Genomic DNA, 21,503 nt, shown 5'->3' with positions numbered 1-21,503 from the left:
CTCACCTCAAAGTTTATCGAGAAACTCAAGTCGCGCCTTGATCATCATGACGGCGGCGTGCCGGACTATTTCAAAACGAGTCGGTTTTTCCATCACCAGACGCGACAGAATCGCCAACAGGGTGTCCGCGTGACCATCGTCACATTCGATATGCAACGTGAAAAACCTGAGCCTCTCTGCAGCAACGCCCTGACCCGAGAAGCCAGTGACAATGTCACTGTACAGATGAGGAACAATGGCCTCGGCCCCCAGGCACAACGCCGAGAGTCCATAAATACCATTGGGCTGTTTGCAGAAGTTCATCATTGTATCGATGAGGTGCTGCGTGGAAGGAAGCGTGGCGTGCGCCTCCAGGTTCAGGTCGAAGGAGCACAACATCTCACGGTAGATAGCCGAATGAGTGGGTTCGGCGACTTCACCAAAACCCAGTTCTTCGAAAAGATTTTCGAACACTGCCAGAATATCTTCATCACCCTCAAGATGACTCATTAACTGGCAGATGTACCGCGTGAAATAACGGCTGTATTTCCCTTGTTGCACGAGAAAGTTCTTCAGCCGGTCTATCGGCATGCTTGCCGCACGGCACTGAACCAGAAAAGGATGATCGAAAACCTGCTGGATCAGTTCGTCTCTTAATTGTGCAAGCTCTTGCAGGATGAACTCATTGCCCAACGCACGGGCAGACAATGTACGGGTATCTCCAACCATTAAATCCATCAGGCAATCCCTCGCGATGATTCGTTGTGTAAGGTCGATAGGTAGGCACGTTTCAAGATGTCCAGTCCGCTCTCTAGTACAGGCAGATCGATGGTCAGCGGCGGCATCAGCTTGAGCACTTCATTCAAGGGGCCACAGGTTTCCACAAGCAGACCTTGGGACAGGCATTCTGCAGACAGTCTGCTCGCGCGCCGTGAGTCGCCAAATCTCAATCCCATGAACAGCCCTCTCCCGACAATGCGGACAGCCTCGGGGGGTGAATGAGCAATTATTTTTTCCAGTGCAAGGCGCAGGACGGCGGAACGTTGCGCTATCGAGCGCTCGAACGCATTGTCTTGCCAATAGCTCAGTGCCGCCGCAGCCGTCACGAATGCAGTGTTGTTTCCACGGAAGGTGCCATTGTGTTCACCGGGCGCCCACTGATCGTGCTCCGGTTTTATCAGCACCAGTGACATCGGCAGACCATAACCGCTGATGGACTTTGAAAGGCAAATGATGTCGGGGGATATATCGGCAGATTCGAAGCTGAAAAACGTGCCCGTACGACCGCAACCGGCTTGAATATCGTCAATGATCAGTAGCGCACCTGAGGCCCGGCACAGCTGTTGAATTCTCTGTAACCATTGCGGCCGCGCGCAATTCAAACCGCCCTCGCCCTGCACAACTTCCAGAATAATGGCCGCCGGCGGCTCGACACCTGCGCCTGCTGAGGAGAACATCGTTTCAATGATATACGCGCTGTCAATGTCACGCCCCAGAAATCCGTCATAAGGCAGCCGAACGACGTTTGACAGCTCTACGCCAGAGACGGCTCTTTTATCGGCGTTGGCGGTCAGCGCCAGCGAGCCCAGCGTGACGCCGTGAAATGCATGGGTAAACGCAGCGATGCAAGTGCGTCCGGTGATCTTGCGGGCCAGCTTCAAGGCGGCCTCGATTGCATTGGTCCCCGTGGGCCCGGTGAACTGCAGTTTGTAGTTCATCCCCCGCGGCGTGAGGATAATCCGCTCGAACTGTTCGATAAACCGAGACTTCGCAGCGCTGTGAAAGTCCAGGGTGGTCGTGATGCCGTCCTGCTGAATATAGTCCAACAGCTCTTTTTTCAAACGCGGGTTATTGTGGCCATAGTTCAGTGATCCGGCCCCCGCAAAAAAATCGATGAACTGCCGCCCCTCGACGTCTTCGATCACTGCCCCTTGCGCCGTCGCAAACACAACGTCACAGTCGCGACAATAAGAACGCACATTCGACTCACGCTCGTAGATAGCCATTGATGGGTTCATGCCTGCTTCCCTTGCCCGGAAAAATTAAACTACGCTCGCGCCATGATGTAATGCCCCAGGCTTTTCTCGGGCCCGTAAAATATCGACAGCATGTCCTTGATGTCCAAATGCAGAACCGTACACTCTGACGTTTCATGCAACTCGTCTCGAAAGCGAATGTTCAAGTCACGGAACCCCATGTGGGCCAGTGCTTTTATCGGTGTGTGAGGTGTATCGATAAAACAATTGGCAAGGACGTCGTAGTTTTTTTCTTTCAGGCAATACTGCAAAGCCGCTTTTACCAAGGCAGCAAAAATACCGTAGGGGTAAGCCGAAAATATCTGATCACGGTGCCTGGCCGGAACCATGAGTCGCGCACATTCGATCAGCGCGCCTTGCGCAGTTGCCCGTATCCCGGAAATGTCGGCAAAATTGTCGATGGGCAGACCTTGGTCCCCGTCGATAATCATGCGCATGACCCCCACGGCGGCTCCCTCGTCGTCAGTGGCGAGCAGGTAGACCGAGTTGGCATGGTAGCGATCATTGCGAGGATCGGTGTCATCCCCGTCCAGCCAACCTAACTCCTCGCTGTACACTTCCTGCCAAACAGCCTTGACCAGGGCGAGTTCGATATCAGAGTTTGCAAGTAACACGTTACCTTTGAAATCCTTTGACGTGGCTTCGTCAAAGGACAGTGTCGATCCGTTCATGTTGTGCATTCCATAGCGTGTAGGTATAGGAAACTGCCATTATTGAAACAATCATTGCGACTGCACTGATGACACCTACGACGGGCGCTTCAACGAACTCGAGAAGTGTTCCCAGCAGGAAAGAACCTATCGGACTGCCCCCCATGAAAAACAACATCAGTAACGCTAACACCTGAGCTTTATTGCCTGAAGGGGCATTTTCCTGAATCAGCGTCTGCCCCATGCTGAGGGCAATACCGCCCAGAAACCCCCAACTCAATACCCCTAAAAACAGAATCCACTCTGTGAGCACGGACGGGATAACCGCCAGCAGTAACGACGCGAGCAGGCAGGAACTGATCAGTGCCCGTAATTTATTTTCTATCCCGCCCTTGACGGTCAAGACAATGACGGAAGCGATCAACCCGACCATAAACACGATATTGAACAGCGCCAACAACGAGGCGTCGTACCCCGGCAACCGGGAAATATGTAGGGGCAGCATGACGAAAAACGAGCCCAGAAAGAACACACCGATCAGGCCGTTCAATAACAGTACCGGGAAGATGACCGGGTGCTGAATGGAAAACCGCAGCGCGGTACTGGTTTCAGCGATCAGGCCGGAATGAGGCTTGCTGGGCGTGGTCACCGAAATATAAGAGGCGGCCAGGGACGACATCCCGAACAGAAGCGACAACAACAAGAACATCAGACCGACGCCCACCTGCGGTGCAAAACCTCCAATGGCGAAACCCACCGTCTGAATCCCGAACTCAATCCCGATGTTTATAGTGACGATCTTTTGCAACTGTTTCTTGCCCAGTACATTCAAGTAAAGTTCTCTGGCAGGCGCACAAAAGGCCGACAGCACGCCAAAGGCCAACGCATACACCAGCACGTTGGCGTAGGTTATTGCGGACTGGTAGCTCCAGACGGCGAAGACCAATGCCGTCAGCGCGCCACCCAGGTACACGCAGACCAATAACCTGCGCACCGGCTTGCGATCGGCAACATAACCGCCATAGATCACCAGCAGCAGCACCGGCAACATCAGGCACATCTGGGCGATGCCAAATTGAAAGGCCGATGCATGAACGACGCTGATCAGTACCCAGGGCAGAAATACGCTTTGTATTCCCACACAAATGAACCACAGACTGGAGGCCAGGAGGAACCTGGAAATATTGTGCCGTTCCTGAGTATCGAGCACTTCGTTCACGGCGCCTTCCTCAAAGGGCTGGCCCCGATCGGGGCCAGCTGGTTCAATTGACATTGAAGTGCTTGCGATGCTCCTCGGGGTTTGCCCACGTGCCGTCGAACTCATAAATACCGTTGTCGAACGTAGAGCCGTCGAACCAGTAATACTTGGGCATGGGGGGAAGTTCGGTGCTGTACGGTGCGCCCTCTAGGTCGCAAAGCATCAGCGCTGAGCGACAGAGAATCAGGTAATGCGAGGCCGTCGGTGCCACGGAAAGAATAGGCACGTTTCCTGTGTCTTTCATCCAGCTGAAAATATCGGGAATGCTCGGAAAACGAGGCTGATAAGAGGCCTGGAGCATGACCAGCCTTTCGACCAGTTCAGGTGTCATCTGCGCCTCTTCCGGAATATCGTAAAAATCCTCCAGCGTCAGGCCTGCCTTGTCGAACTTGTAGATGTTCGCGCCCCAACCGACCACCGAGGATGCCAGCAAGCCTTTGCACCTGGCTGAGTTACGGTACGCCCTGTGCAGTGCATAGCGCTCGCCAATGCTGTAGAAGTCCATTTGATCCAACACCAGATCACAGTCCTCCACAAACGCTTCAGCGGTGTGCTTCTGTATACCCTCCGGAAACACATCAACGCTCACGTCCCCCGCCAAACGGTGAACCAGCTCGGCAACCACCAACGCCTTGTTACGACCGACGGTTTCCACTGAAGCACCAAACTGTCGGTTGATATTGCTGATTTCGAAAGAATCGGGATCGGCAATTTTGATATGCCTTACACCCAACCGTGCCAGCCCGAGGGCCACGGCACCGCCAATACCCCCTGCGCCTGCGACGCCGACAACAGCATTGGAAAGCTTACCCTGATTGGCCATCTGCTCCAGTTTCGAGTTGCCGAGAAAACAACCGCTGCGTGAAACCCGCTCGTTGTATACCCGCTCGTCGAAAACGCCTGGAAATTTAACAATGCGTGCTTTCTTCAACATGATCTGCTCCTTGCTTTAGTTGCGGCCACCGCAAAAACTACAGGCCAGTGACAATCGGTTATATGAGCCTTCCAGAAAAACCCGTACTTCGCGATAGAGTTCGAAACGCTTTTTTTCAAATAACATGGCGTGGGTGCCTTTATCGATCAGCACGTACCGTTTACTGGAAGCATTGCTCAGGTGTGTGTGTACAGCCAGTCGATATCCGCCGCGGTGGTCAGCACATGATCATAATCACCGCGTGTGATTAACACAGGCACCGTGATTGTGGCAGGGTCCCAATACACGCCATGCCAGGCATCGTAGATATCCTGGGCAAAGCCGCCGGGTACTTTAATCATGTTCTTTTGATGCGCTCTTTCCAGCGCTGCATCACCGGGCCAGTTTTTTATAAACCCTTGTTCAAGCTGCGTCTCGGTGCCCGCCGGACGGTCTTCTTCTATCATGGACAATCGCTTGTCGACCGGAATCTCATAAAAGCTCTTGTCGGGTCTTTCGGCACTGCCGAACAAGCCTCGGACAATCTCCGGGCTTGTGGTATCACGCCGGACGATGGGCGAGTTGAACACGACCTTGTCTACTTTTTCGCCGTGCGCGCTCAGGTAATACCCCACCGGTATCGCGCCCCTGGACGTGGCGATAATCGTCAGCTTTTTAGCACCGGTAAACTTCAATACATAGTCGACGGCGGCATCAATCACGGGCACCAGGCTTTTGGCATTGCCCACCGATTCACCGTTGGCGTGTGGACTGGCCTCGCGCATTTCCGAATAATCATCAGAACGACCATACCCCGGCAGGTCCACCACCCAGGCCTCGCGTCCTGAATTGGCGACGTCTTGGGCCCAGGAATAACCGTCAATGGCGTACCCGGCCGAGAGATTACCTGAAATGGTTGCGCCATGAATAAACAGAACAACTTGTGACTCTTTCATTGTTTGAGTGTGGGTCCCTTTCGGCGAATCACGCCAGAGGGCCATTTTCATCGCGTCAGTTTTTAGCGTGACGGTATGAATTTCCACACCGTCTATATTTGCGGCTGAACTGGCAGGCAGTGGCGCCGCGCTCACCATTAAAGCGGTGGTACAGGACGCAATAAACAACGCAGCAGAAGCAATCCTTTTCATCAGTCGACGTCCTTGCGATAAAGTGGATAAAAGCATTCCACAGGGGCTGCTTGTTGTCTGTTCAAACTTTTTTAAGCCCCTTCACTTTTTTTTAATCATGCGTGCTGCGAAGAGGACTATGCTTGGCCATTCAGGGAGGCGCCATGAACACCAGCCAGGCATTCAGAAAGTTACATGAACGCAATGAGTTATTCGTCATGCCCAATGCTTGGTGTGAGGGAAGCGCGCGCCTCATTCAGCAGTTGGGCTACGCCAGCCTCGGCACCACCAGCGCGGGGATTGCCTATGCACAGGGCTACCGCGATTCATCTCCCTCGATGGACAATGAAGATCGCTTTGCGGCGATTGAACGCATCGTTCGGGCAGTGGACATACCCGTGACGGCAGACCTGGAGAACGGTCTGGCGAAAACACTGAGCAAGGTCGAGGAGCATTTCAGAAGAGCCCTGACCGTCGGCTGCGCCGGTGCGTCCATTGAGGATATATCCGACTATCATGACCCGGACACCCCGCTGTATTTCTCCATCGAAGAAGCGTGCGATCGGGTGCGCGCTGCGAGCGAGGCCGCCCACGCGCTCGATGCCGATTTCATCGTCACCGCCAGGACCGACTATCTGCTTGGAGCGCACGCGTATTCGTTGACCGAGGTTATTAAACGGCTGGTCGCGTTTGAAGAAGCTGGAGCCGATTGTCTGTTCGCACCCGGCGTGAAGTCGATCGAGGACCTTGAGGCGATTCAGAGAGCGCTCAGCAAACCTCTCAACGTCCTGCCTGTTTTCGGTATGACGATTGACAGACTCAGGGCAGTAGGCGTTCGCCGGATCAGCCTGGGCAGTTCATTGTTTCGTAACGCCTACCGGCAGATCTTCACTGTTTTACTTGGATTGGAAGAACCAGAGGGGCTGGATTTTCTACAATCGGGACTGAGTCTGAATCAGCTCGATGAAGTGATGCGTTAGCCAGGATCGAGTGTTTGCATGGAGCATACATGTGATATCCGATAGAAACCGAAATCCCGTTATTGGTCTCGAGAACGGCGTGACGATCAACCGTAGCTCCTTTCGTCTGGCCTGGCGGACGCTGAGGTTTGGTAAAGCAGAGCAGTTGGCAACTGAGATGGCAGGCGTTGAAAACTTACCCGTTTCGACGACAGGCCTGGCGACGGTACTGAGCCCGGCCATGCGGCTTTTTGACGGGTGTGCAGACATGGGTCTATGGGACGATGATACTTATGACCTGTTGATCATTTGTCTTCCCCCCGACGGCAGCAGATCGGACACCTACAGGCATCTCATCCGTGTGGCACGTCAGGGTGTGATTATCCTGCGCTGACTTTCAGGCCATGACGGGCGCGTTATCAGGGACAGGCAGCTCTGATCCGGATGCTCTTCAGTTGCCTCGCAACTCTATCGCCGCCACGCGACCTCACTCCGAATTCAACGGAATAATCACCGCAAACGTAGTCCCCAGATCCGCTTTCGACGTCACCTCGATACGCCCGCCGTGCGCATCGACTATCCTGTCGACGATGAACAGGCCCAGCCCCAGGCTTGAATAAGGTCCGTTGTCGGTCATCTTTTCGGGTGAGTAACGGTCCATCGGGTTGAAGATGAACGGAAGCACGTCTTCGGGAATCGGGCTGCCGGTGTTGTGGACGGTAAAGTGGAGCTCGTTCTTCGAGACGGCCAGCGTCACTTCGACGGGATCGCTGCTATTGCCGTGCTGTATGGCGTTGCCGATGAGGTTGGAGAAGACCTGCTCCAGGCGATCGCCATCGAAGCGGCCAATGACCGGTTCGTCTGAAGTCAGACGAATGTCTGCTTCCGGGTGGACCGTACTCGATTCTTCAACGATGCGGACGCAGATGGGTTGCATGTCTACTTCGGTCTTTTTCAGCGGGATGCCGGGACCGATCTGTGAGCGCGTGAAGTCGAGCAGGTCGCCAACGATCTGGTTGGCCCTTTTCACGCTGGAATAGATCCTCGATGCGACCTTGGTTGGCCGCGCGCCCAGATCATGGGTGCGCAACAACACGTCGGCACCCAGCAGTATGGCGCTTAGCGGGGTGCGCAAGTCGTGCCCGAGAATGCCCAGAAAGATGTTGCGTGACGCCTGGATCGCGCTGGTATAGCTGGAGATAGACTCGGCCAGGGCCTGATCTATCGCCTCGTTGAAACGGATCATGTCTTCGATCTGCTGTTGAGTGTCCAGCGCCTCTCGCGACATCCACTGTTTGATCACGCTCGCCCGTAATGCCCGAAACTCCGAGACCACCTGATCGATGGTGAAGCCCGACATCAATCGAGTGATCGCATGGCTTTTCGCTGCGGTCTGTTCATCTGACGCGCCGTGCCCTTGCGACTTGTCGACCTGTTGCTGCAACGACTGATCCGTTTGCAGATCAGTGGCGATAGCCCGCAGCATTTGCTCGGCATGGTCCCTGAGCTCTGCGGTATCCAGAGGCTCGCCGAGCGCGGACAGGGTGCGTGCGAAATCGGTCCATTCGCGCACGATAGGCTCGACGTTGTCGAGGATGAAGCCTGATAACCGCATAGCCATTCAAACCTGAACATGAACCCTGCAGACTGCAGATTCGTAGGGTGAGCCAAGTATCCGTCCCGATCAGGCGGACAGATACAATATGGAGTGAAGTTCACACAGGCAAGGGTATAACGGAATACCGAATTTAATCGGCAAGTGCCTGTAAACGAGCCTGAACTGCATCGTCGAAAATGATGTAAAGCGCTTCGGCATCGGCTGGGCGCAGCTTTCTGCTGGTCTCCAGACCGTGAATGTATTCGATCTGCAACGCCGCTTCGGCTTCCACGTCGGCACGGGTGCTGGTTGCGTCGAGCGCCCTCACCAGATCACTGATCGCTCCCTGGACAGGCTTGGGGAGCCGTAACTGGTCAAGTCGTTCTTGCATGCGCTCGGTATTCCGGTAAAAGCCAAAGAGTGGGCAGCAGATCATGCAGCGGCGTGCAATGCAAGAACATGCGTCTGTTCATCGATGAGCTGATGATGCAGCGCGGCCCTCCAGCAGGTTTTTCAGGCTGTAGGTCACCACGCCCAGGATGATCAGGTCATCGTTGTCGGTGACATGCAGTGGTGGGTAATCCGGGTTTTGCGATTCCAGAATCACCACATCGCCGCGCATGTGCAAACGTCGGCAGATCTGCCGTGCATTGAGCGAGGCAACGACGATGTCACCGTGCTCGGCGTACTGGCTGCGGTCGACCACCAGCATATCCCCGCTGCACATGCCGCCCCCCTGCATACCTTGGTCTTCGATCCTGGCCAGGTAGGCGTGTGGCTCACGGACCTCACAAAGCTCGGAGATGGAAACATGCTTCTCGACCACTGGCGATCTGGAGCCAACGGACGACAGCGATATGAACGGGAGTTTGATGCCCCCTGCCGACAACGGGCCAAGGAAGGTAACACTCATGAGGCGAGCCTTTTCTGATTAACTGTATACATATACAGTTAATCGTTTATCGGCGCTCAGGTCAATCGCAATGCCAGATACCTCGACAGATGGCGCGGACCGAAGACCACGCCTTTCAGCGCTCACCTCACAGGCCATCAGGGCGTTGCATCACCCTTCGACAACTGCGTAATCAACGCCACGGTCAGGTAAAGCCTGGGTGCGATGCTCGATAATTCGATGTATTCATCGTCGGCATGCAGGCCGGCACCGACCACGCCCATGGTTTCGAGCACCGCAGGCTTTGCACTGCCCGGCACGTAGGCATAGCCAGCGTCGGTACCGAAACGCATGGCAATCGGCTCCAGAGTGCGACCGGTTTTCTGGTAAAGCGTCTGCGCGGTTTTCGCCAACTGGTCGGAGCCAGGATTTCTGGCCAGCGGCGGCCGGCCTTTTTCCATTCGCAAGGTCACTTCGGTGCCATCGACCAGCGTCTTCTTCACGATCTTTTGTCCGTCAGCCAATACGCGATCGCTCTCGCTGAGGTCGGAATAGCGCATGTCCGCCTCGGCCGACGCGCTGGATGGAATGATGTTGCGCTTCTCCCCGCCCTTGATCAGCGTCCAGTTGACAGTGGTGCCTTTGCCCGGGTCGCCGAGGTCCTTGAGCTGCAGCAGTTGGTGCGCCAGCTCGATGGCCGCATTGCGTCCGGCCTCGGGAGCAGAGCCTGCGTGTGACGACTTGCCTTTGACCTCGAGAATCAGGCCATTGATGCCGTTGGTGGCGACGGTGACGGCATCCTTGTCAGGCGGCTCGAACGAAAACACGTAGTCATGCTGGCGGGCGAGTTCGGCGATGACTTTTTTCGAGCCGCTGGAGCCGGTCTCCTCGTCCGGGTTGAAGAGCACAGTGAGCGTGCCGAACGCCTTGAACCGCTCATTCTGCAACAGCTGCAGCGCATGCAGAATCATCGCCACGCCGCCCTTGGCGTCTGCCACCCCTGGGCCATAGGCGCGCTCGCTGTCGAGTCTGAACGGACGCTTGGCGGCGGTGCCCGGCCCGAACACCGTGTCGTAGTGAACCATCAACAGAAAAGACCGTGTGCCGGTGCCTTTGAAAGTACCGACGATATTGTCCCCCGCCGAAGGCTCTGCCGGCGTGGTGGAGACTTCTGCGCCCAGCGCCTTGAGACGTTCGACCAGCATTGCGCTGACGGTCTTCAGCCCGGGAGCCTGGCCGGTGCCTGTATCGACATCAACGAGCTGGCGGACAGTGTCGAGGTAGGCCGGTTGTTCGGCCTGGGCTTTTTTCAGCAACTGATCGGGTGACAGCTCGGCGGCGTTGGCAAACATGGAAAACACGCCCATGGACCCCAGGGAAAGTCCGATTGCGGCAGTGATGGGGAAGCGTCGTGAATGCATGCTGGTTCCTTCAGATGATCGCGAGTTGAACAGCATCTTTACCCCAATGCGCCGCTCGACGCCACAAGCCAGACCGGTTGCGAGACCGGCTCATATCAAGGCAAATGTCTGCTGCCAGAGGCCCGATGGCCTGATAGGTCCGGCAATCGCGCAGCGCGCAGGCCGCTAGGCAGAGGTTAAATTCATATCGAGGGAACAAGCGGTCAGTGCGAGGCTCAAAAACAGTCTAGACAAAGGTATTCACGACAATGCCGTCCCTCAAGGCCTATCATCGGCAGCAGAAACGCTGCGGCCTTGAGTGGTCGACAGCGCTCGGGTAATGTCATCCAACCGCACAGGACAGAGCACGCTCATGACTTCCAAGCTGGATCAACTCAAGAAATTCACCACCGTTGTTGCTGACACCGGCGACTTCGGCGCAATCAAGAGCCTCGAACCCGAGGACGCCACCACCAACCCTTCCCTGCTGCTCAAGGCCGCTTCCGACGCAAACAACGCCAAGATGCTGGGCGAAGCGTTCGATGGTAGCAAGGGCGACATCGGCCTGGCCTGCGACCGCTTTGCAGTCGCCATCGGTCAGGAGATTCTCAAGGTGGTTCCGGGCCGCGTATCCACTGAAGTGGACGCACGCCTCTCGTTCGACACCAACGCCCTGATCGAGCGCAGTGAGCGTTTGATCGGTCTGTACGACGCCGCAGGCATCAAGCGTGATCGGGTGCTGATCAAACTGGCCGCCACCTGGGAAGGTATCCGCGCAGCTGAGAAACTCGAGAAGGATGGCATCCAGACCAACCTGACCTTGCTGTTCTCCTTCGCCCAGGCAGTCGCCTGCGCCGAGGCCGGGGTGTTCCTGATTTCGCCGTTCGTGGGCCGTATCTACGACTGGTACAAGAAGTCGACAGGCACCGATTACACCGGCGCAGAAGACCCGGGCGTGCAGTCGGTAACGCGCATCTACAACTACTACAAGGCCAACGACTTCAAGACCGTGGTCATGGGTGCCAGCTTCCGCAACCTGAACCAGATCGAACAGCTGGCTGGTTGTGATCGCCTGACCATCAGCACCGATCTGCTCAAGAAGCTGGCGGAAGATACCGGCACCCTGGAGCGTAAGCTTACCCCGGATAATGCAGGTGAGAAACGTTTGGGTACGGTCAAGAACTTGACCGAAAGCCAGTTCCGCTGGGCTTCCAACGAAGATGCCATGGCCACTGAAAAGCTGGCTGAAGGTATTCGCCAGTTCGCTCGCGATCAGGAAAAGCTGGAAGCACTGCTCTCCGCCAAAAAAGCCTGAACATGAAAAAGGGCGACACCTTCGCAGGTGTCGCCCTTTTTGCTGCCTGCCGTTCTGAGATAAGAGAGACAGACGCAACTGATGCCTAGCGCTGACCTTCCAGTGCATTGACCAGATCATGGAAAGCTTCACGATTGGAGTCGTTAAGGCCCATGAGGATCTTGTGTGCTTCAAGCACCTTGGCTTTCACCACTTCTTCGCACTGGTCCTGTGACGGCAGGTCGGTCAGGCATTCAGGCCGCGGCAGAGGCCGGTCAACGATGTTGAAGACCTGATCAAAGCCCATCGACTGCAACAGGCGCGTAATGTCCTCGTGAGTGGTCACAAGGGTCGGCAACAGGCCTACCTTCTGGCGCGACAGAATCGACAGTTTGGCCAGCAAGCCCAGCGTGGTGCTGTCAATGCTGCGCGTCTCGGTCAGATCAATGACCACCGCCGAGAAATTCAGCGCAGTGAAGATGCGCTCGATAGTCGCATCCAGGGCCGAACACAGCGTCAACCGCACTTCACCCACGAACTTGAGAACGAAGGTGCCTTCCTGCTCGGCGAACTGGATTCTACCGGTACTCATTCAAGATTCCTGCTTAACACTAACAAGGCGATATCATCCGGCATCTCCCCTAGCGTTGCCAATTCAAAAACCCGCTGCAAGCCATCCAGGCTGCCGCCAGCCGCCTTGACCAATTCGGGAAGGACGGCTTCTTTCTCTTTGAGTGTATCACCGGGTAACAAGTCCAGTATGCCATCAGACAACATGGTCAGACTGAAGGACTCGGGCAGATCGATTTCGTGATCCTGATAGGTGGCCTCGTTGAACAACCCGACAGGCAGTCCACGACCTTCCAGATAATGCGCCTGCCCTTCGGAATACAACACAGGCAATGGCAGATGTCCGCCCACTGCGTACGTCAGTTTACCTGACTCTTCGTCGATGACACCGCCGACCATCGTAACGTGCTTGCCCAGCTTGCAACTGATGAGGCCACGGTTGATATGCCCCAGCACATCAGACGGCTTGAATTCCGGAAGCGTGCCGCCACGCTTGGACTCGAACAGCAGCCGAGTGGTCATGAACTTCAGCAGCACGGTGATGAACGCCGATGACGCACCATGCCCTGAAACATCAGCCAGATAGAAGGCGACGCGCCGTTCGTCGACCCTGAAATAATCGACAAAGTCGCCGGACAGGTACAACGATGGAATGATCTGGTGCGCGAACTTGAACGCGTCAATTGACCACGGCGTGATCGGCAGCATGTTCATCTGCACTTGCCGACCCGCGTCCTGGTCTTCCTGCAACAGATGAAGACTGGCTTCGAGTTCGCGATTGGCCTTTTCCAGCTTTTCGCGATAGACCTGGTTTTCAGTGAGCAGGCGAGCCCGATCCAGCGCACGACGCACCGAATGCTCGAGTACGGCAAGATCTTCGAGGGGCTTGATCAGGTAGTCGGCAGCGCCGAGACGCAAAGCTTCGACTGCATCGCTCATCACGCCCGCGCCGGATACGACGATGACAGGCGTCTGCGGAGCAATGGCCGTCACCTGACGGATCAGCTCAAGCCCTCCCATCTGTGGCATGCGTAAGTCGCAGACCACCAGATCGGGGTTCTCCTGCTCGAATATCTGAATTCCCTGCAAGCCATTACTCGCTTGCAGAACGCTGAAGCCACTGTCTTCAAGGTAGGCGGCAAGACTTGCGCGCACTACGTCGTCGTCATCGATAATCAGCAGCTTGGCACTGGTTTTTGGCATGGGGGCAAACGGCGCCAGATCAGGTTGGCGTAGGCGGCCCGGGATTACCGGAACCCGCTTACTGGATTCGCTTCTAGCCTCTCCGCAATAACACGCAACAACTTGATAAGTCTGTCGTGTTTCAGAGGTGCCCTTCAAGGCGCAGACGGTACTCCCATCCGACGGGTGTTTCAAGCATGCTCCTACCCTCACTTTGCGCTCTTTACATCGCAAATCACCCAGAGTTATAAGAACTCACAAATCAGCAACTAAAACGAAGGACTGTACATGAGTCGAAATGATCGCGACTACGAGGAAAAACGGGATTACATCCGCATGCGCGTCGATGCAGACGTCAACCTGATCCATGCCGGCCAAGTGATTCCCGCCGTGTGCATTGACCTTTCCAGCTCGGGCATGCAGGTTCAGGCGCCACGCTCGTTCCAGGTGGGAGACAAACTCAGCGTGAGCATTGACTCCGACCATCCTGCGCTCAAGGGGCTTGAAGCCGAAACCGAGGTGGTCTGGGTGAATGATGAAAAAGGTGGTGGACAGAAACTGGGGCTTTCAATCATCTCGATGAAGTGAAAACGGGCGGAACAGGTTCACACTTTTACAAAATAATAAAGGCGACCCAGGGTCGCCTTTATCGATTCAAGCCGATGCAAGGTAGCGATTAAAAATCGTCTTCAACCTTGCCGTCCTTGACCTTGAACTCGCGGTTCTGCAGGTAGGCATTGCGAATGAAGGTGTAACGATCGCCGCTGACCATGCGCTCGGCAGACAGCAGGCTGGCACGTGTATCGATCAGGTTGACGCCCAGTGCGGTGTTACGGGTCGGGACGTGATCGATGTAGCGGTAGGGCGAGGTGTAGGTGTCCGGGTACTTGGCGATTGCATCACGTACAGTGCTTGGCCCCAGCAACGGAATGACCACGAACGGGCCGCTCGGCACGCCCCAGTAGCCCAGCGTCTGACCGAAGTCCTCATCATTGCGTTGCAGGCCCATGCGGGTGCCCACGTCGATGAAGCCCAGCAGGCCGAAGGTGGTGTTGACGATCAGACGCGCAGTGTCGACGCCAGCCGCTTCAGGCTTGGCTTGCAGCACGTTGTTCGCCAGATTGCCGACATCGCCGATGTTGCTGAAGAAGTTATGGATACCGTCTTCGACGAATTGCGGTGCGATGTACTGATATCCCTTGGCCAACGGCTTGAGCGTGTAAGCGTCAAGGATATCGTTGAATTTGAAAATGGGACGGTTGATGCCTTCCCACGGATCATCTTCAGCGGCCTGCACGGCCACCGGCACCAGCGCGATGCCGGCACACAGGGACAATTGCAGCAAACGTTTGATAAAGCCTGCACCGGTCACGGGCATAGCTGACACTCCTGATCGAGATATCGAAATAATGACGCGGGTGCTACGCCCCACACGCTAGGACAGGGAGTATAAAGCCTTCTGTCGAGAATAAGGCAGGTCTGTCAGCAAAGGGTTCCGGATAAACTCCGTCATCGCACCTTCATCGAAGTGTCACAAAAGATCGGTAGCGTTTCTCGATATTTCAGAGAGATCCTCATGCTCGCCCCGGTCCTCACGCCTCTGCCAACCTTCCCTGCCCTGCTGTTCGGCCTTAGCGGCTGCCTGGTGGACTTCGGTGCGCAGGCCGCAAACTCGCGCGCACCCGGCCATGAGCACACGCAGCTCACACCGGGTGCAAAGGCTATTCTGCAGACCCTGCGTGACCAGAGCATGCCGTGCGCCTGGCTCGATGAACTGCCTGAAAACGTGAGCGCTGCACTGGCTGCACCGGTGAGTGACTGGATGATTCCCGCCCCACGCCCGACCGCAGGCTGGCCCGCCCCGGATGCCTGCTGGATGGCATTGATGGCCCTGAAAGTCAGCCACCTGGATGGCTGCGTACTGATCAGCGGCGACCCGCGCCTGTTGCAGTCCGGGCTGAACGCCGGGCTGTGGACCATTGGCCTGGCATCCTGCGGCCCACTGTGCGGGCTCTCGCCTTCACAATGGCAGGCACTCAGCGATGCCGAACGCGAACGGCGACGCGCACAGGCCACGCTCAAACTCTACTCGCTGGGAGTGCATTCGGTGATCGACCACCTGGGCGAACTGGAATCCTGCCTGGCCGACATCGCACTGCGTCGCAGCAAAGGCGAAAAACCCTGATACACATGCAGCCAGGTGCAGACTGGATTAGTCTTGAGTGAACATGGACCTTTAGCTCTTCGGCGAAGTCCATGAGACAGACTTATCAATCAAGGAGCACCTCATGCCTGCCCGCGAACTGCAAGAACAACTCAATACCCTGCGCGAGCAACTGGAGCACAACCCGCCGATGTCAGAGTCCGAGCGGGAAAATCTGCGCGAACTCATGCAACAAATTGAAACTAAAATTCAGCTGGAACAGGCCACCCACGAGCAGGACAGCAGCCTGGCTGATGGTGTGAATCTGGCCGTCGAGCGTTTCGAGCTGGAGCATCCGACCATTGCCGGGACCTTGCGCAACATCGTGCAGACGCTGGGTAACATCGGAGTCTGATCGGGGAATGCCGCTCTGCTGGCTCTGCGTCCGAACGCTGATGCGCGGTGCGACGCGGAGCATCGGCACTACTGACACCTATCGTTCCTCACGCTCCGCGTGGGAATGTCGCTCCGGACGCTCTGCGTCCGCTCCGCGGGCCTCAGACACTACTGCCGCGCCAGCCTGCGGTTGTCTACGTCGAGCGTTTCAGTGCTGCGGTACGGGTTGATGTCCAGCCCACCGCGGCGCACGTAGCGCGCATACACAGTGAGCTTCGCCGGCTTGAGCAGGCGCTGCAGGTCGAGGAAGATTCTTTCCACGCACTGTTCATGAAAATCCGAGTGCTGGCGGAAGCTGACGATATACGCCAGCAGGCTGGCGTGATCCAGCGCTGCGCCGCGATATTCGACCACTACGCTGCCCCAGTCAGGCTGGCTGGTGACCGGACAGTTGGATTTGAGCAGATGACTGTGCACGCTCTCTGCCACCACCCGCGAGTCATCACAACACAGCAACTCTGGCTGCGGCCGGTCATAGCTGCTGACCGAGATGTCCAGGTCGTCGATACACACGCCCGGCAACGCAGCAACACCCTCCTCTTCGATTTCCGCCAGGCTGCGAATACGCACGCCAACCGGCTTGCCCGCAGCAGCCGAGAGATCCTGTTCGAGGGTGGTCTGCAGCTGTTCGACGGTCGCGAAAGCCGTCTGATTCAACGAATTGAGGTACAGCTTGAATGACTTCGATTCGATGATGTTCGGCGATTCGGCCGGGATACTGAACTCGCCAATGGCCACCACCGGCTTGCCGGAAGGCAGCAGCCATGACAGCTCGTAGCAGTTCCAGAAATCGACACCCTGATAAGGCAGCGTCTGCGCGGTGAGCCCAAGCTCGGCCCATTTGGCGGCACGCGGGATCGGGAACAACAGAGACGGCGTGTAGGTGGCGATGTACTCACTGGACTTGCCCAGCGGCGAGTGTTCGGCTGCGGGATGCATGGCGATACCTGGATCATGAATGAACGCGGCGAGTTTATAGCGTTTGCCTGGGGCTTTCAGCGAAAATCCGCTCTGCCCCGCCACCCTCGCAGGCCGCCCTGCGGCCTCGACGAAGGTGACTCAGGCCCTGTCACTCGTAACGCAGTGCATGCGCTGGCTGGATCTGCGCGGCGCGCCATGCGGGGTAGATGGTCGCCAGAAAGCTCAGGATAAACCCGGCACCGCAGATCAACAGCACGTCACCGGCCTGCAGTTCGGAAGGCAGGTTGCTGATGAAATACACATCGGAACTGAAGATGTGCTGACCGCTGACCCGCTCGACCCAGCCCACCAGGCTGCTGACGTTCAGCGCCGCAATAATCCCCAAGATGCCGCCGATCAAGGTACCGACGATGCCGATGACGGTGCCCTGTACCACGAAGATCGCCATGATCTGCCGCGGCGTGGCGCCGATGGTGCGCAGGATGGCGATGTCTGCGCCCTTGTCGTTGACCACCATGATCAGCGTGGCAATGATGTTGAACGCAGCCACAGCGACGATCATCAGCAGCAACAGACCGATCATGGTCTTTTCCATCTTCATGGCACTGAACAGGCTGCCCTGGGTGTGGGTCCAGTCATCGGCGCGATAGCCTTCACCCAGACCGGCGGCAATGGCGGTGGACACCTGGGGCGCCTTGTACAGATCCTTGAGCGCCAGTCGCACGCCCTGAACCTGATTGGGCTGCCAGCGTTGCATCTGCGCCGCATCGGCGATGTTGATCAGGCCCATCGAACCATCCAGTTCGGCACCGACCTTGAAGATACCCACGACGGTCAGGCGTTGCATGCGCGGCGTGATGCCGCCAGGAGCGCTGCTGACTTCCGGGACGATCAGGGTCAGCTTGTCGCCGATGCTCAGGCGAAAGCGGCGCGCGGTGATATCGCCGAGCACTACGCCGAACTCGCCCGGCTTGAGGTCTTCGAGGTTTCCGCGGGTGATGTGCTGCGTGACGATCGACACTTCATGTTCCAGCGCTGGGTCTACGCCGCTGATCTGGATCGGCTGCATCGAGCCCTTGTAGGAGAGCATGCCTTCCATGTCGGTGAACGGCACGGCAGCGGTCACTTCAGGGTTTTTCAGCGCAGCGTCGGCCAGCGGCTTCCAGTCATCGACCGGAGTGGTACCGGCAATCACCGCGTGCGGCACCATGCCGAGAATCCGCGAGCTCATTTCCCGCTGGAAACCGTTCATGACCGACAGCACCACGATCATCGCCAGGACACCGAGTGCCAGACCGATCATCGAGGTCATCGAAATGAACGAGATGAAGCTTTTGCGGCGTTTGGCGCGGGTATAGCGCATGCCGATGAAGATGGGTAACGGTCTGAACATTCGCGAAGCACCGTGGAAAAATACACCGTATAAAAACTGGAACCCGACGCGATGAATTGCGCCGGGCCGGGTCGATCAGGCCTCGACGAGGCGGCCGTCTTCCAGACGCAGGACACGGTCCATTTGCCGGGCCAGGCTCATGTCGTGGGTCACGATCAGAAACGCCGTGCGCGATGACGTGCTCAATTCACGCATCAGGTCCTGAATGCCCTGCGCGGTGTGGTGATCGAGGTTGCCGGTTGGCTCGTCAAGCATCACCAGACCCGGCTGATTGATCAGGGCACGGGCAATCGCCACACGTTGACGCTCACCACCGGACAGCTCCGAAGGCTTGTGCGCCAGACGATGACCGAGGCCGACACGCTCCAGCAATGCAGTGGAGCGCTTGCGGGCTTCGGGGATCGGCGTACGGCCGATCAACAACGGCATGCAGACGTTTTCAAGCGCGGTGAATTCGGGCAGCAGGTGGTGGAACTGGTAGACGAAGCCCAGCGCCCGGTTACGCAGCAGGCCGCGAGCCTTTTCGCCCAGCGCCGACAACTCTTCGCCCGCCAGCCAGACACTGCCTTCGGACGGCGTGTCCAGACCGCCCAACAGGTTGAGCAAGGTACTTTTGCCCGACCCCGAACTGCCGACGATCGCGACACGCTCGCCAGGGTGCAATTCCAGCTGCAGGCCGGACAACACCACCACCGACTCCGGGCCTTCCTCGTAGGATTTACCCAGGTTGCGGCAACTCAATACTGCTTTATCAGACATGCCCGACTCACTCATAACGTAACGCCTCCGCCGGCTGGGTGCGCGCAGCACGCCAGGCGGGATACAGGGTGGCGAGGAAACTCAGGACCAACGCTGCACCACAGACCTGGAACACGTCCTGGGCCATCAGTTGCGAAGGCAGGTAATCAATGAAGTAGACGTCGGCGTTGAGAAACTTGTGGCCGATCAGCCCTTCGAGTGCGGAAATGGCTGCGCTGACATTGAGCGCCGCCAGAATACCCAGTGCCGCGCCGATCAGCGTGCCAACCACGCCGATCACTGTGCCCTGGACCATGAATATCGCCATGATCTGTCGCGGCGTAGCGCCCAGGGTACGCAGAATCGCGATGTCGCCCTTCTTGTCATTGACCACCATCACCAGCGTGGAAATGATGTTGAAGGCCGCCACCGCCACGATCAGCAGCAGCAACAGACCGATCATGGCTTTCTCCATGCGGATCGCCTGATACAGGTTGCCGTGGGTGCGCGTCCAGTCACGCGAGTAGAAATTGTTTTCGCCCAGCTTCTGCGCGATTTCCCACGAGGTGCGCGGCGCCGCGAACAGGTCGTCGAACTTGAGACGCAGGCCCTGCACCTGATTGGGCTTCCAGCGGTGCAGACGCCCCAGGTCATCAAGGTTGGTCAGCCCCAGGAAGCCGTCGATTTCGCCGGCGCCGACGTGAAAGATGCCGGTCACCTCGAAGCGCTTCATGCGCGGGAACATCCCGGCTGGCGTCACCGTCACTTCAGGCGCAACGAAGGTCAGCTTGTCGCCGATGCCGACGCCCAGCTTGGCCGCGGCCTTGTCGCCGATCATGATGCCGAAGCTGCCGGGCGACAGACTGTCGAGCTGGCCCTGCTTGATGAAGTGGTCAATGATCGAGACCTTGCGCTCTTCAAGCGGGTCGATACCGTTGAGCAGCACTTTCTGGACCTTGCCGTCGTGAGTCAGCAAGCCCTGCATCTGGGTGAACGGCGCAACGGCCAGCACCTGCGGGTTTTCCTGAACCTTCGCGGCCAGACCGCGCCAGTCGGTGATCGGGTCAGCCGATTCGATGGTCGCGTGCGGCACCATGCCGAGCACGCGGGTACGCATTTCGTGATCGAAACCGTTCATCACCGATAACACGACTATCATGACCACAACGCCCAGGGCGAGGCCGATCATGGAGGTCAGGGAGATGAAGGAAACAAAATGATTGCGTCGCTTCGCACGGGTGTAGCGCGTGCCGATAAATACAAAAAGAGGTCTGAACATGTAGGAATTTGTTCGCAGGAATGAGGACGTCCGTGTGGCGGGCCTTGACGTGCAGCTTTACACTCGAAACTCTCTGACCACCGCCGCTAGCTTGGGTTCGCCATGTCGACATTAGATGAAGCAGGACGCCGCGAATACTACCGTATCGACGACAGCGTCGCACTGGAAATTAACCCCCTGTCTGCCGCCGACCAGGCAAGCCAGGATGCCATGCAGGACACCTCGACGCTGTTCGACCTGCTCAGCGAGCTGCATGTCAGCGAGTTCGAGTCGCAGCATCTGATGCGCCAGCTCGACGAGCGCGACCGGGTGCTGAACAGTTTTCTCAAGTCGCTGAGCAAGCGCATCGACCTGCTGGGCGAAGTGGTTGCCCACACCGCACTGGGCAAGCTGGGCGCGCCTCAGCCGGTCAAGCTGTCTGAAGGCGGGATTCAGTTCAATTCGCAACAGGCTTTTGCCGTCGGCGAACAACTGTCGATCAAGATGGTGCTCATGCCCCAGGCCGCGGGTCTGATGCTGCGCGCCAGGGTTTCGCAATGCGACACGCTGGCCGACAGCAATTTCTATATCAGTACCGAGTTCGTCAATCTCCCGGATGCGCAGCGCCAGTTACTCGCCCGCCATGTGTTGCAGCGTCAGGCTCAGCAGCGGCGTCAGGCGCTGGAACAAGGCCAGCCCTCCGGAAATTGAACGCCCGGCCCCTTTATCACTATCAG

Annotated in this window: 24 protein-coding genes; 7 read left to right on the top strand and 17 right to left on the bottom strand. The window is 57.2% G+C overall.

The annotated features are described in order from the left end of the window. Positions 1-6: 6 nt before the first annotated feature. The 6 genes from KUIN1_RS10075 to KUIN1_RS10050 form a co-directional block, all read right to left on the bottom strand. Complete coding sequence (locus KUIN1_RS10075) at positions 7-717, bottom strand: TenA family transcriptional regulator (RefSeq protein WP_003406996.1); 711 nt, start codon at positions 715-717, stop codon at positions 7-9. Then, entirely contained in the window at positions 717-1,985 is a 1,269-nt protein-coding gene (ectB, locus tag KUIN1_RS10070; RefSeq protein WP_162496678.1) for a diaminobutyrate--2-oxoglutarate transaminase, read from the bottom strand. The genes KUIN1_RS10075 and ectB overlap by 1 nt, the downstream gene beginning before the upstream one ends. Positions 1,986-2,026: 41 nt before the next feature. Beyond that, positions 2,027-2,686 (bottom strand): N-acyl amino acid synthase FeeM domain-containing protein, encoded by a 660-nt coding sequence (locus tag KUIN1_RS10065; RefSeq protein ID WP_003406999.1) that lies wholly within the window; start codon positions 2,684-2,686, stop codon positions 2,027-2,029. Then, positions 2,661-3,884, bottom strand: coding sequence for an MFS transporter (locus tag KUIN1_RS10060; RefSeq protein ID WP_011267319.1), 1,224 nt, complete (start codon positions 3,882-3,884; stop codon positions 2,661-2,663). The genes KUIN1_RS10065 and KUIN1_RS10060 overlap by 26 nt, the downstream gene beginning before the upstream one ends. 43 nt (positions 3,885-3,927) lie before the next feature. Next, positions 3,928-4,857, bottom strand: coding sequence for a ThiF family adenylyltransferase (locus KUIN1_RS10055; RefSeq protein WP_024640595.1), 930 nt, complete (start codon positions 4,855-4,857; stop codon positions 3,928-3,930). Between the two features lie 176 nt (positions 4,858-5,033). Then, positions 5,034-5,984 (bottom strand): alpha/beta fold hydrolase, encoded by a 951-nt coding sequence (locus tag KUIN1_RS10050; protein ID WP_232060022.1) that lies wholly within the window; start codon positions 5,982-5,984, stop codon positions 5,034-5,036. Positions 5,985-6,127: 143 nt separating this feature from the next. Between KUIN1_RS10050 and KUIN1_RS10045 the strand changes: the two genes are divergently transcribed. Together KUIN1_RS10045 and KUIN1_RS10040 are read left to right on the top strand one after the other, a co-directional pair. Next, entirely contained in the window at positions 6,128-6,943 is an 816-nt protein-coding gene (locus KUIN1_RS10045; RefSeq protein ID WP_024660675.1) for an isocitrate lyase/PEP mutase family protein, read from the top strand. A 79-nt stretch (positions 6,944-7,022) separates the two neighbouring features. Next, on the top strand, positions 7,023-7,316 hold the full coding sequence (locus KUIN1_RS10040; RefSeq protein ID WP_172980045.1) for a hypothetical protein: 294 nt from the start codon (positions 7,023-7,025) through the stop codon (positions 7,314-7,316). Between the two features lie 93 nt (positions 7,317-7,409). On the opposite strand, the gene KUIN1_RS10035 is transcribed toward KUIN1_RS10040, so the two are convergent. From KUIN1_RS10035 to KUIN1_RS10020, 4 genes are all read right to left on the bottom strand, one after another. Then, complete coding sequence (locus KUIN1_RS10035) at positions 7,410-8,537, bottom strand: sensor histidine kinase (protein WP_172980095.1); 1,128 nt, start codon at positions 8,535-8,537, stop codon at positions 7,410-7,412. A gap of 133 nt (positions 8,538-8,670) precedes the next feature. Next, a complete protein-coding gene (locus KUIN1_RS10030) occupies positions 8,671-8,910 on the bottom strand; it encodes a hypothetical protein (RefSeq protein ID WP_024642150.1) in 240 nt (79 codons plus the stop codon). Between the two features lie 78 nt (positions 8,911-8,988). Beyond that, on the bottom strand, positions 8,989-9,432 hold the full coding sequence (locus KUIN1_RS10025; RefSeq protein ID WP_054092462.1) for a LexA family protein: 444 nt from the start codon (positions 9,430-9,432) through the stop codon (positions 8,989-8,991). 137 nt (positions 9,433-9,569) lie between these two features. After that, positions 9,570-10,832 (bottom strand): M20/M25/M40 family metallo-hydrolase, encoded by a 1,263-nt coding sequence (locus KUIN1_RS10020; RefSeq protein WP_032655213.1) that lies wholly within the window; start codon positions 10,830-10,832, stop codon positions 9,570-9,572. Positions 10,833-11,184: 352 nt separating this feature from the next. Here KUIN1_RS10020 and tal point away from each other — a divergent pair, with 352 nt between their 5' ends. Next, positions 11,185-12,126 carry a transaldolase gene (gene tal, locus KUIN1_RS10015; RefSeq protein WP_024642154.1) on the top strand — a complete coding sequence of 314 codons (942 nt, stop codon included), beginning with the start codon at positions 11,185-11,187 and terminating at the stop codon, positions 12,124-12,126. Positions 12,127-12,211: 85 nt separating this feature from the next. Here tal and rssC read toward each other — a convergent pair whose 3' ends face one another. Further along, positions 12,212-12,697, bottom strand: a complete 486-nt coding sequence (gene rssC / locus KUIN1_RS10010) for an anti-sigma factor antagonist RssC (RefSeq protein WP_003315067.1) — start codon at positions 12,695-12,697, stop codon at positions 12,212-12,214. After that, positions 12,694-13,878 (bottom strand): two-component system response regulator RssB, encoded by a 1,185-nt coding sequence (gene rssB / locus KUIN1_RS10005; protein ID WP_003407019.1) that lies wholly within the window; start codon positions 13,876-13,878, stop codon positions 12,694-12,696. Before rssB ends, rssC begins: the two co-directional genes overlap by 4 nt. A 267-nt stretch (positions 13,879-14,145) precedes the next feature. Here rssB and KUIN1_RS10000 point away from each other — a divergent pair, with 267 nt between their 5' ends. Then, positions 14,146-14,445 carry a PilZ domain-containing protein gene (locus tag KUIN1_RS10000; protein WP_032655216.1) on the top strand — a complete coding sequence of 100 codons (300 nt, stop codon included), beginning with the start codon at positions 14,146-14,148 and terminating at the stop codon, positions 14,443-14,445. 88 nt (positions 14,446-14,533) lie between these two features. Here KUIN1_RS10000 and KUIN1_RS09995 read toward each other — a convergent pair whose 3' ends face one another. Then, a complete protein-coding gene (locus tag KUIN1_RS09995; RefSeq protein ID WP_003407022.1) occupies positions 14,534-15,235 on the bottom strand; it encodes an MlaA family lipoprotein in 702 nt (233 codons plus the stop codon). A gap of 198 nt (positions 15,236-15,433) precedes the next feature. Here KUIN1_RS09995 and KUIN1_RS09990 point away from each other — a divergent pair, with 198 nt between their 5' ends. Together KUIN1_RS09990 and KUIN1_RS09985 are read left to right on the top strand one after the other, a co-directional pair. Next, the gene (locus tag KUIN1_RS09990) at positions 15,434-16,042 is read left to right on the top strand and encodes a hypothetical protein (protein ID WP_003407024.1); all 609 of its coding nucleotides are present in this window, start codon (positions 15,434-15,436) and stop codon (positions 16,040-16,042) included. A gap of 103 nt (positions 16,043-16,145) precedes the next feature. Beyond that, positions 16,146-16,415: a DUF4404 family protein gene (locus KUIN1_RS09985; protein ID WP_003407026.1), complete on the top strand. Its 270-nt coding sequence runs from the start codon at positions 16,146-16,148 to the stop codon at positions 16,413-16,415. Between the two features lie 149 nt (positions 16,416-16,564). On the opposite strand, the gene queF is transcribed toward KUIN1_RS09985, so the two are convergent. From queF to KUIN1_RS09965, 4 genes are all read right to left on the bottom strand, one after another. Beyond that, complete coding sequence (gene queF / locus KUIN1_RS09980; protein ID WP_116886361.1) at positions 16,565-17,395, bottom strand: NADPH-dependent 7-cyano-7-deazaguanine reductase QueF; 831 nt, start codon at positions 17,393-17,395, stop codon at positions 16,565-16,567. A 130-nt stretch (positions 17,396-17,525) separates the two neighbouring features. After that, positions 17,526-18,770, bottom strand: a complete 1,245-nt coding sequence (locus KUIN1_RS09975) for a lipoprotein-releasing ABC transporter permease subunit (protein WP_152091962.1) — start codon at positions 18,768-18,770, stop codon at positions 17,526-17,528. Positions 18,771-18,845: 75 nt separating this feature from the next. Next, positions 18,846-19,529 carry a lipoprotein-releasing ABC transporter ATP-binding protein LolD gene (gene lolD, locus KUIN1_RS09970; RefSeq protein WP_172452211.1) on the bottom strand — a complete coding sequence of 228 codons (684 nt, stop codon included), beginning with the start codon at positions 19,527-19,529 and terminating at the stop codon, positions 18,846-18,848. 7 nt (positions 19,530-19,536) lie between these two features. Further along, a complete protein-coding gene (locus KUIN1_RS09965) occupies positions 19,537-20,787 on the bottom strand; it encodes a lipoprotein-releasing ABC transporter permease subunit (RefSeq protein ID WP_003405692.1) in 1,251 nt (416 codons plus the stop codon). A gap of 102 nt (positions 20,788-20,889) precedes the next feature. Between KUIN1_RS09965 and KUIN1_RS09960 the strand changes: the two genes are divergently transcribed. Next, positions 20,890-21,477 carry a PilZ domain-containing protein gene (locus KUIN1_RS09960; RefSeq protein WP_058821961.1) on the top strand — a complete coding sequence of 196 codons (588 nt, stop codon included), beginning with the start codon at positions 20,890-20,892 and terminating at the stop codon, positions 21,475-21,477. The last annotated feature ends 26 nt before the right edge of the window (positions 21,478-21,503 follow it).

This window comes from Pseudomonas sp. KUIN-1, assembly GCF_009176725.1.
GTDB lineage: Bacteria > Pseudomonadota > Gammaproteobacteria > Pseudomonadales > Pseudomonadaceae > Aquipseudomonas > Aquipseudomonas fragariae.
The sequence above is the reverse complement of the archived record's forward strand: the minus strand, read 5'-3'. Positions and strand labels throughout refer to the sequence as shown.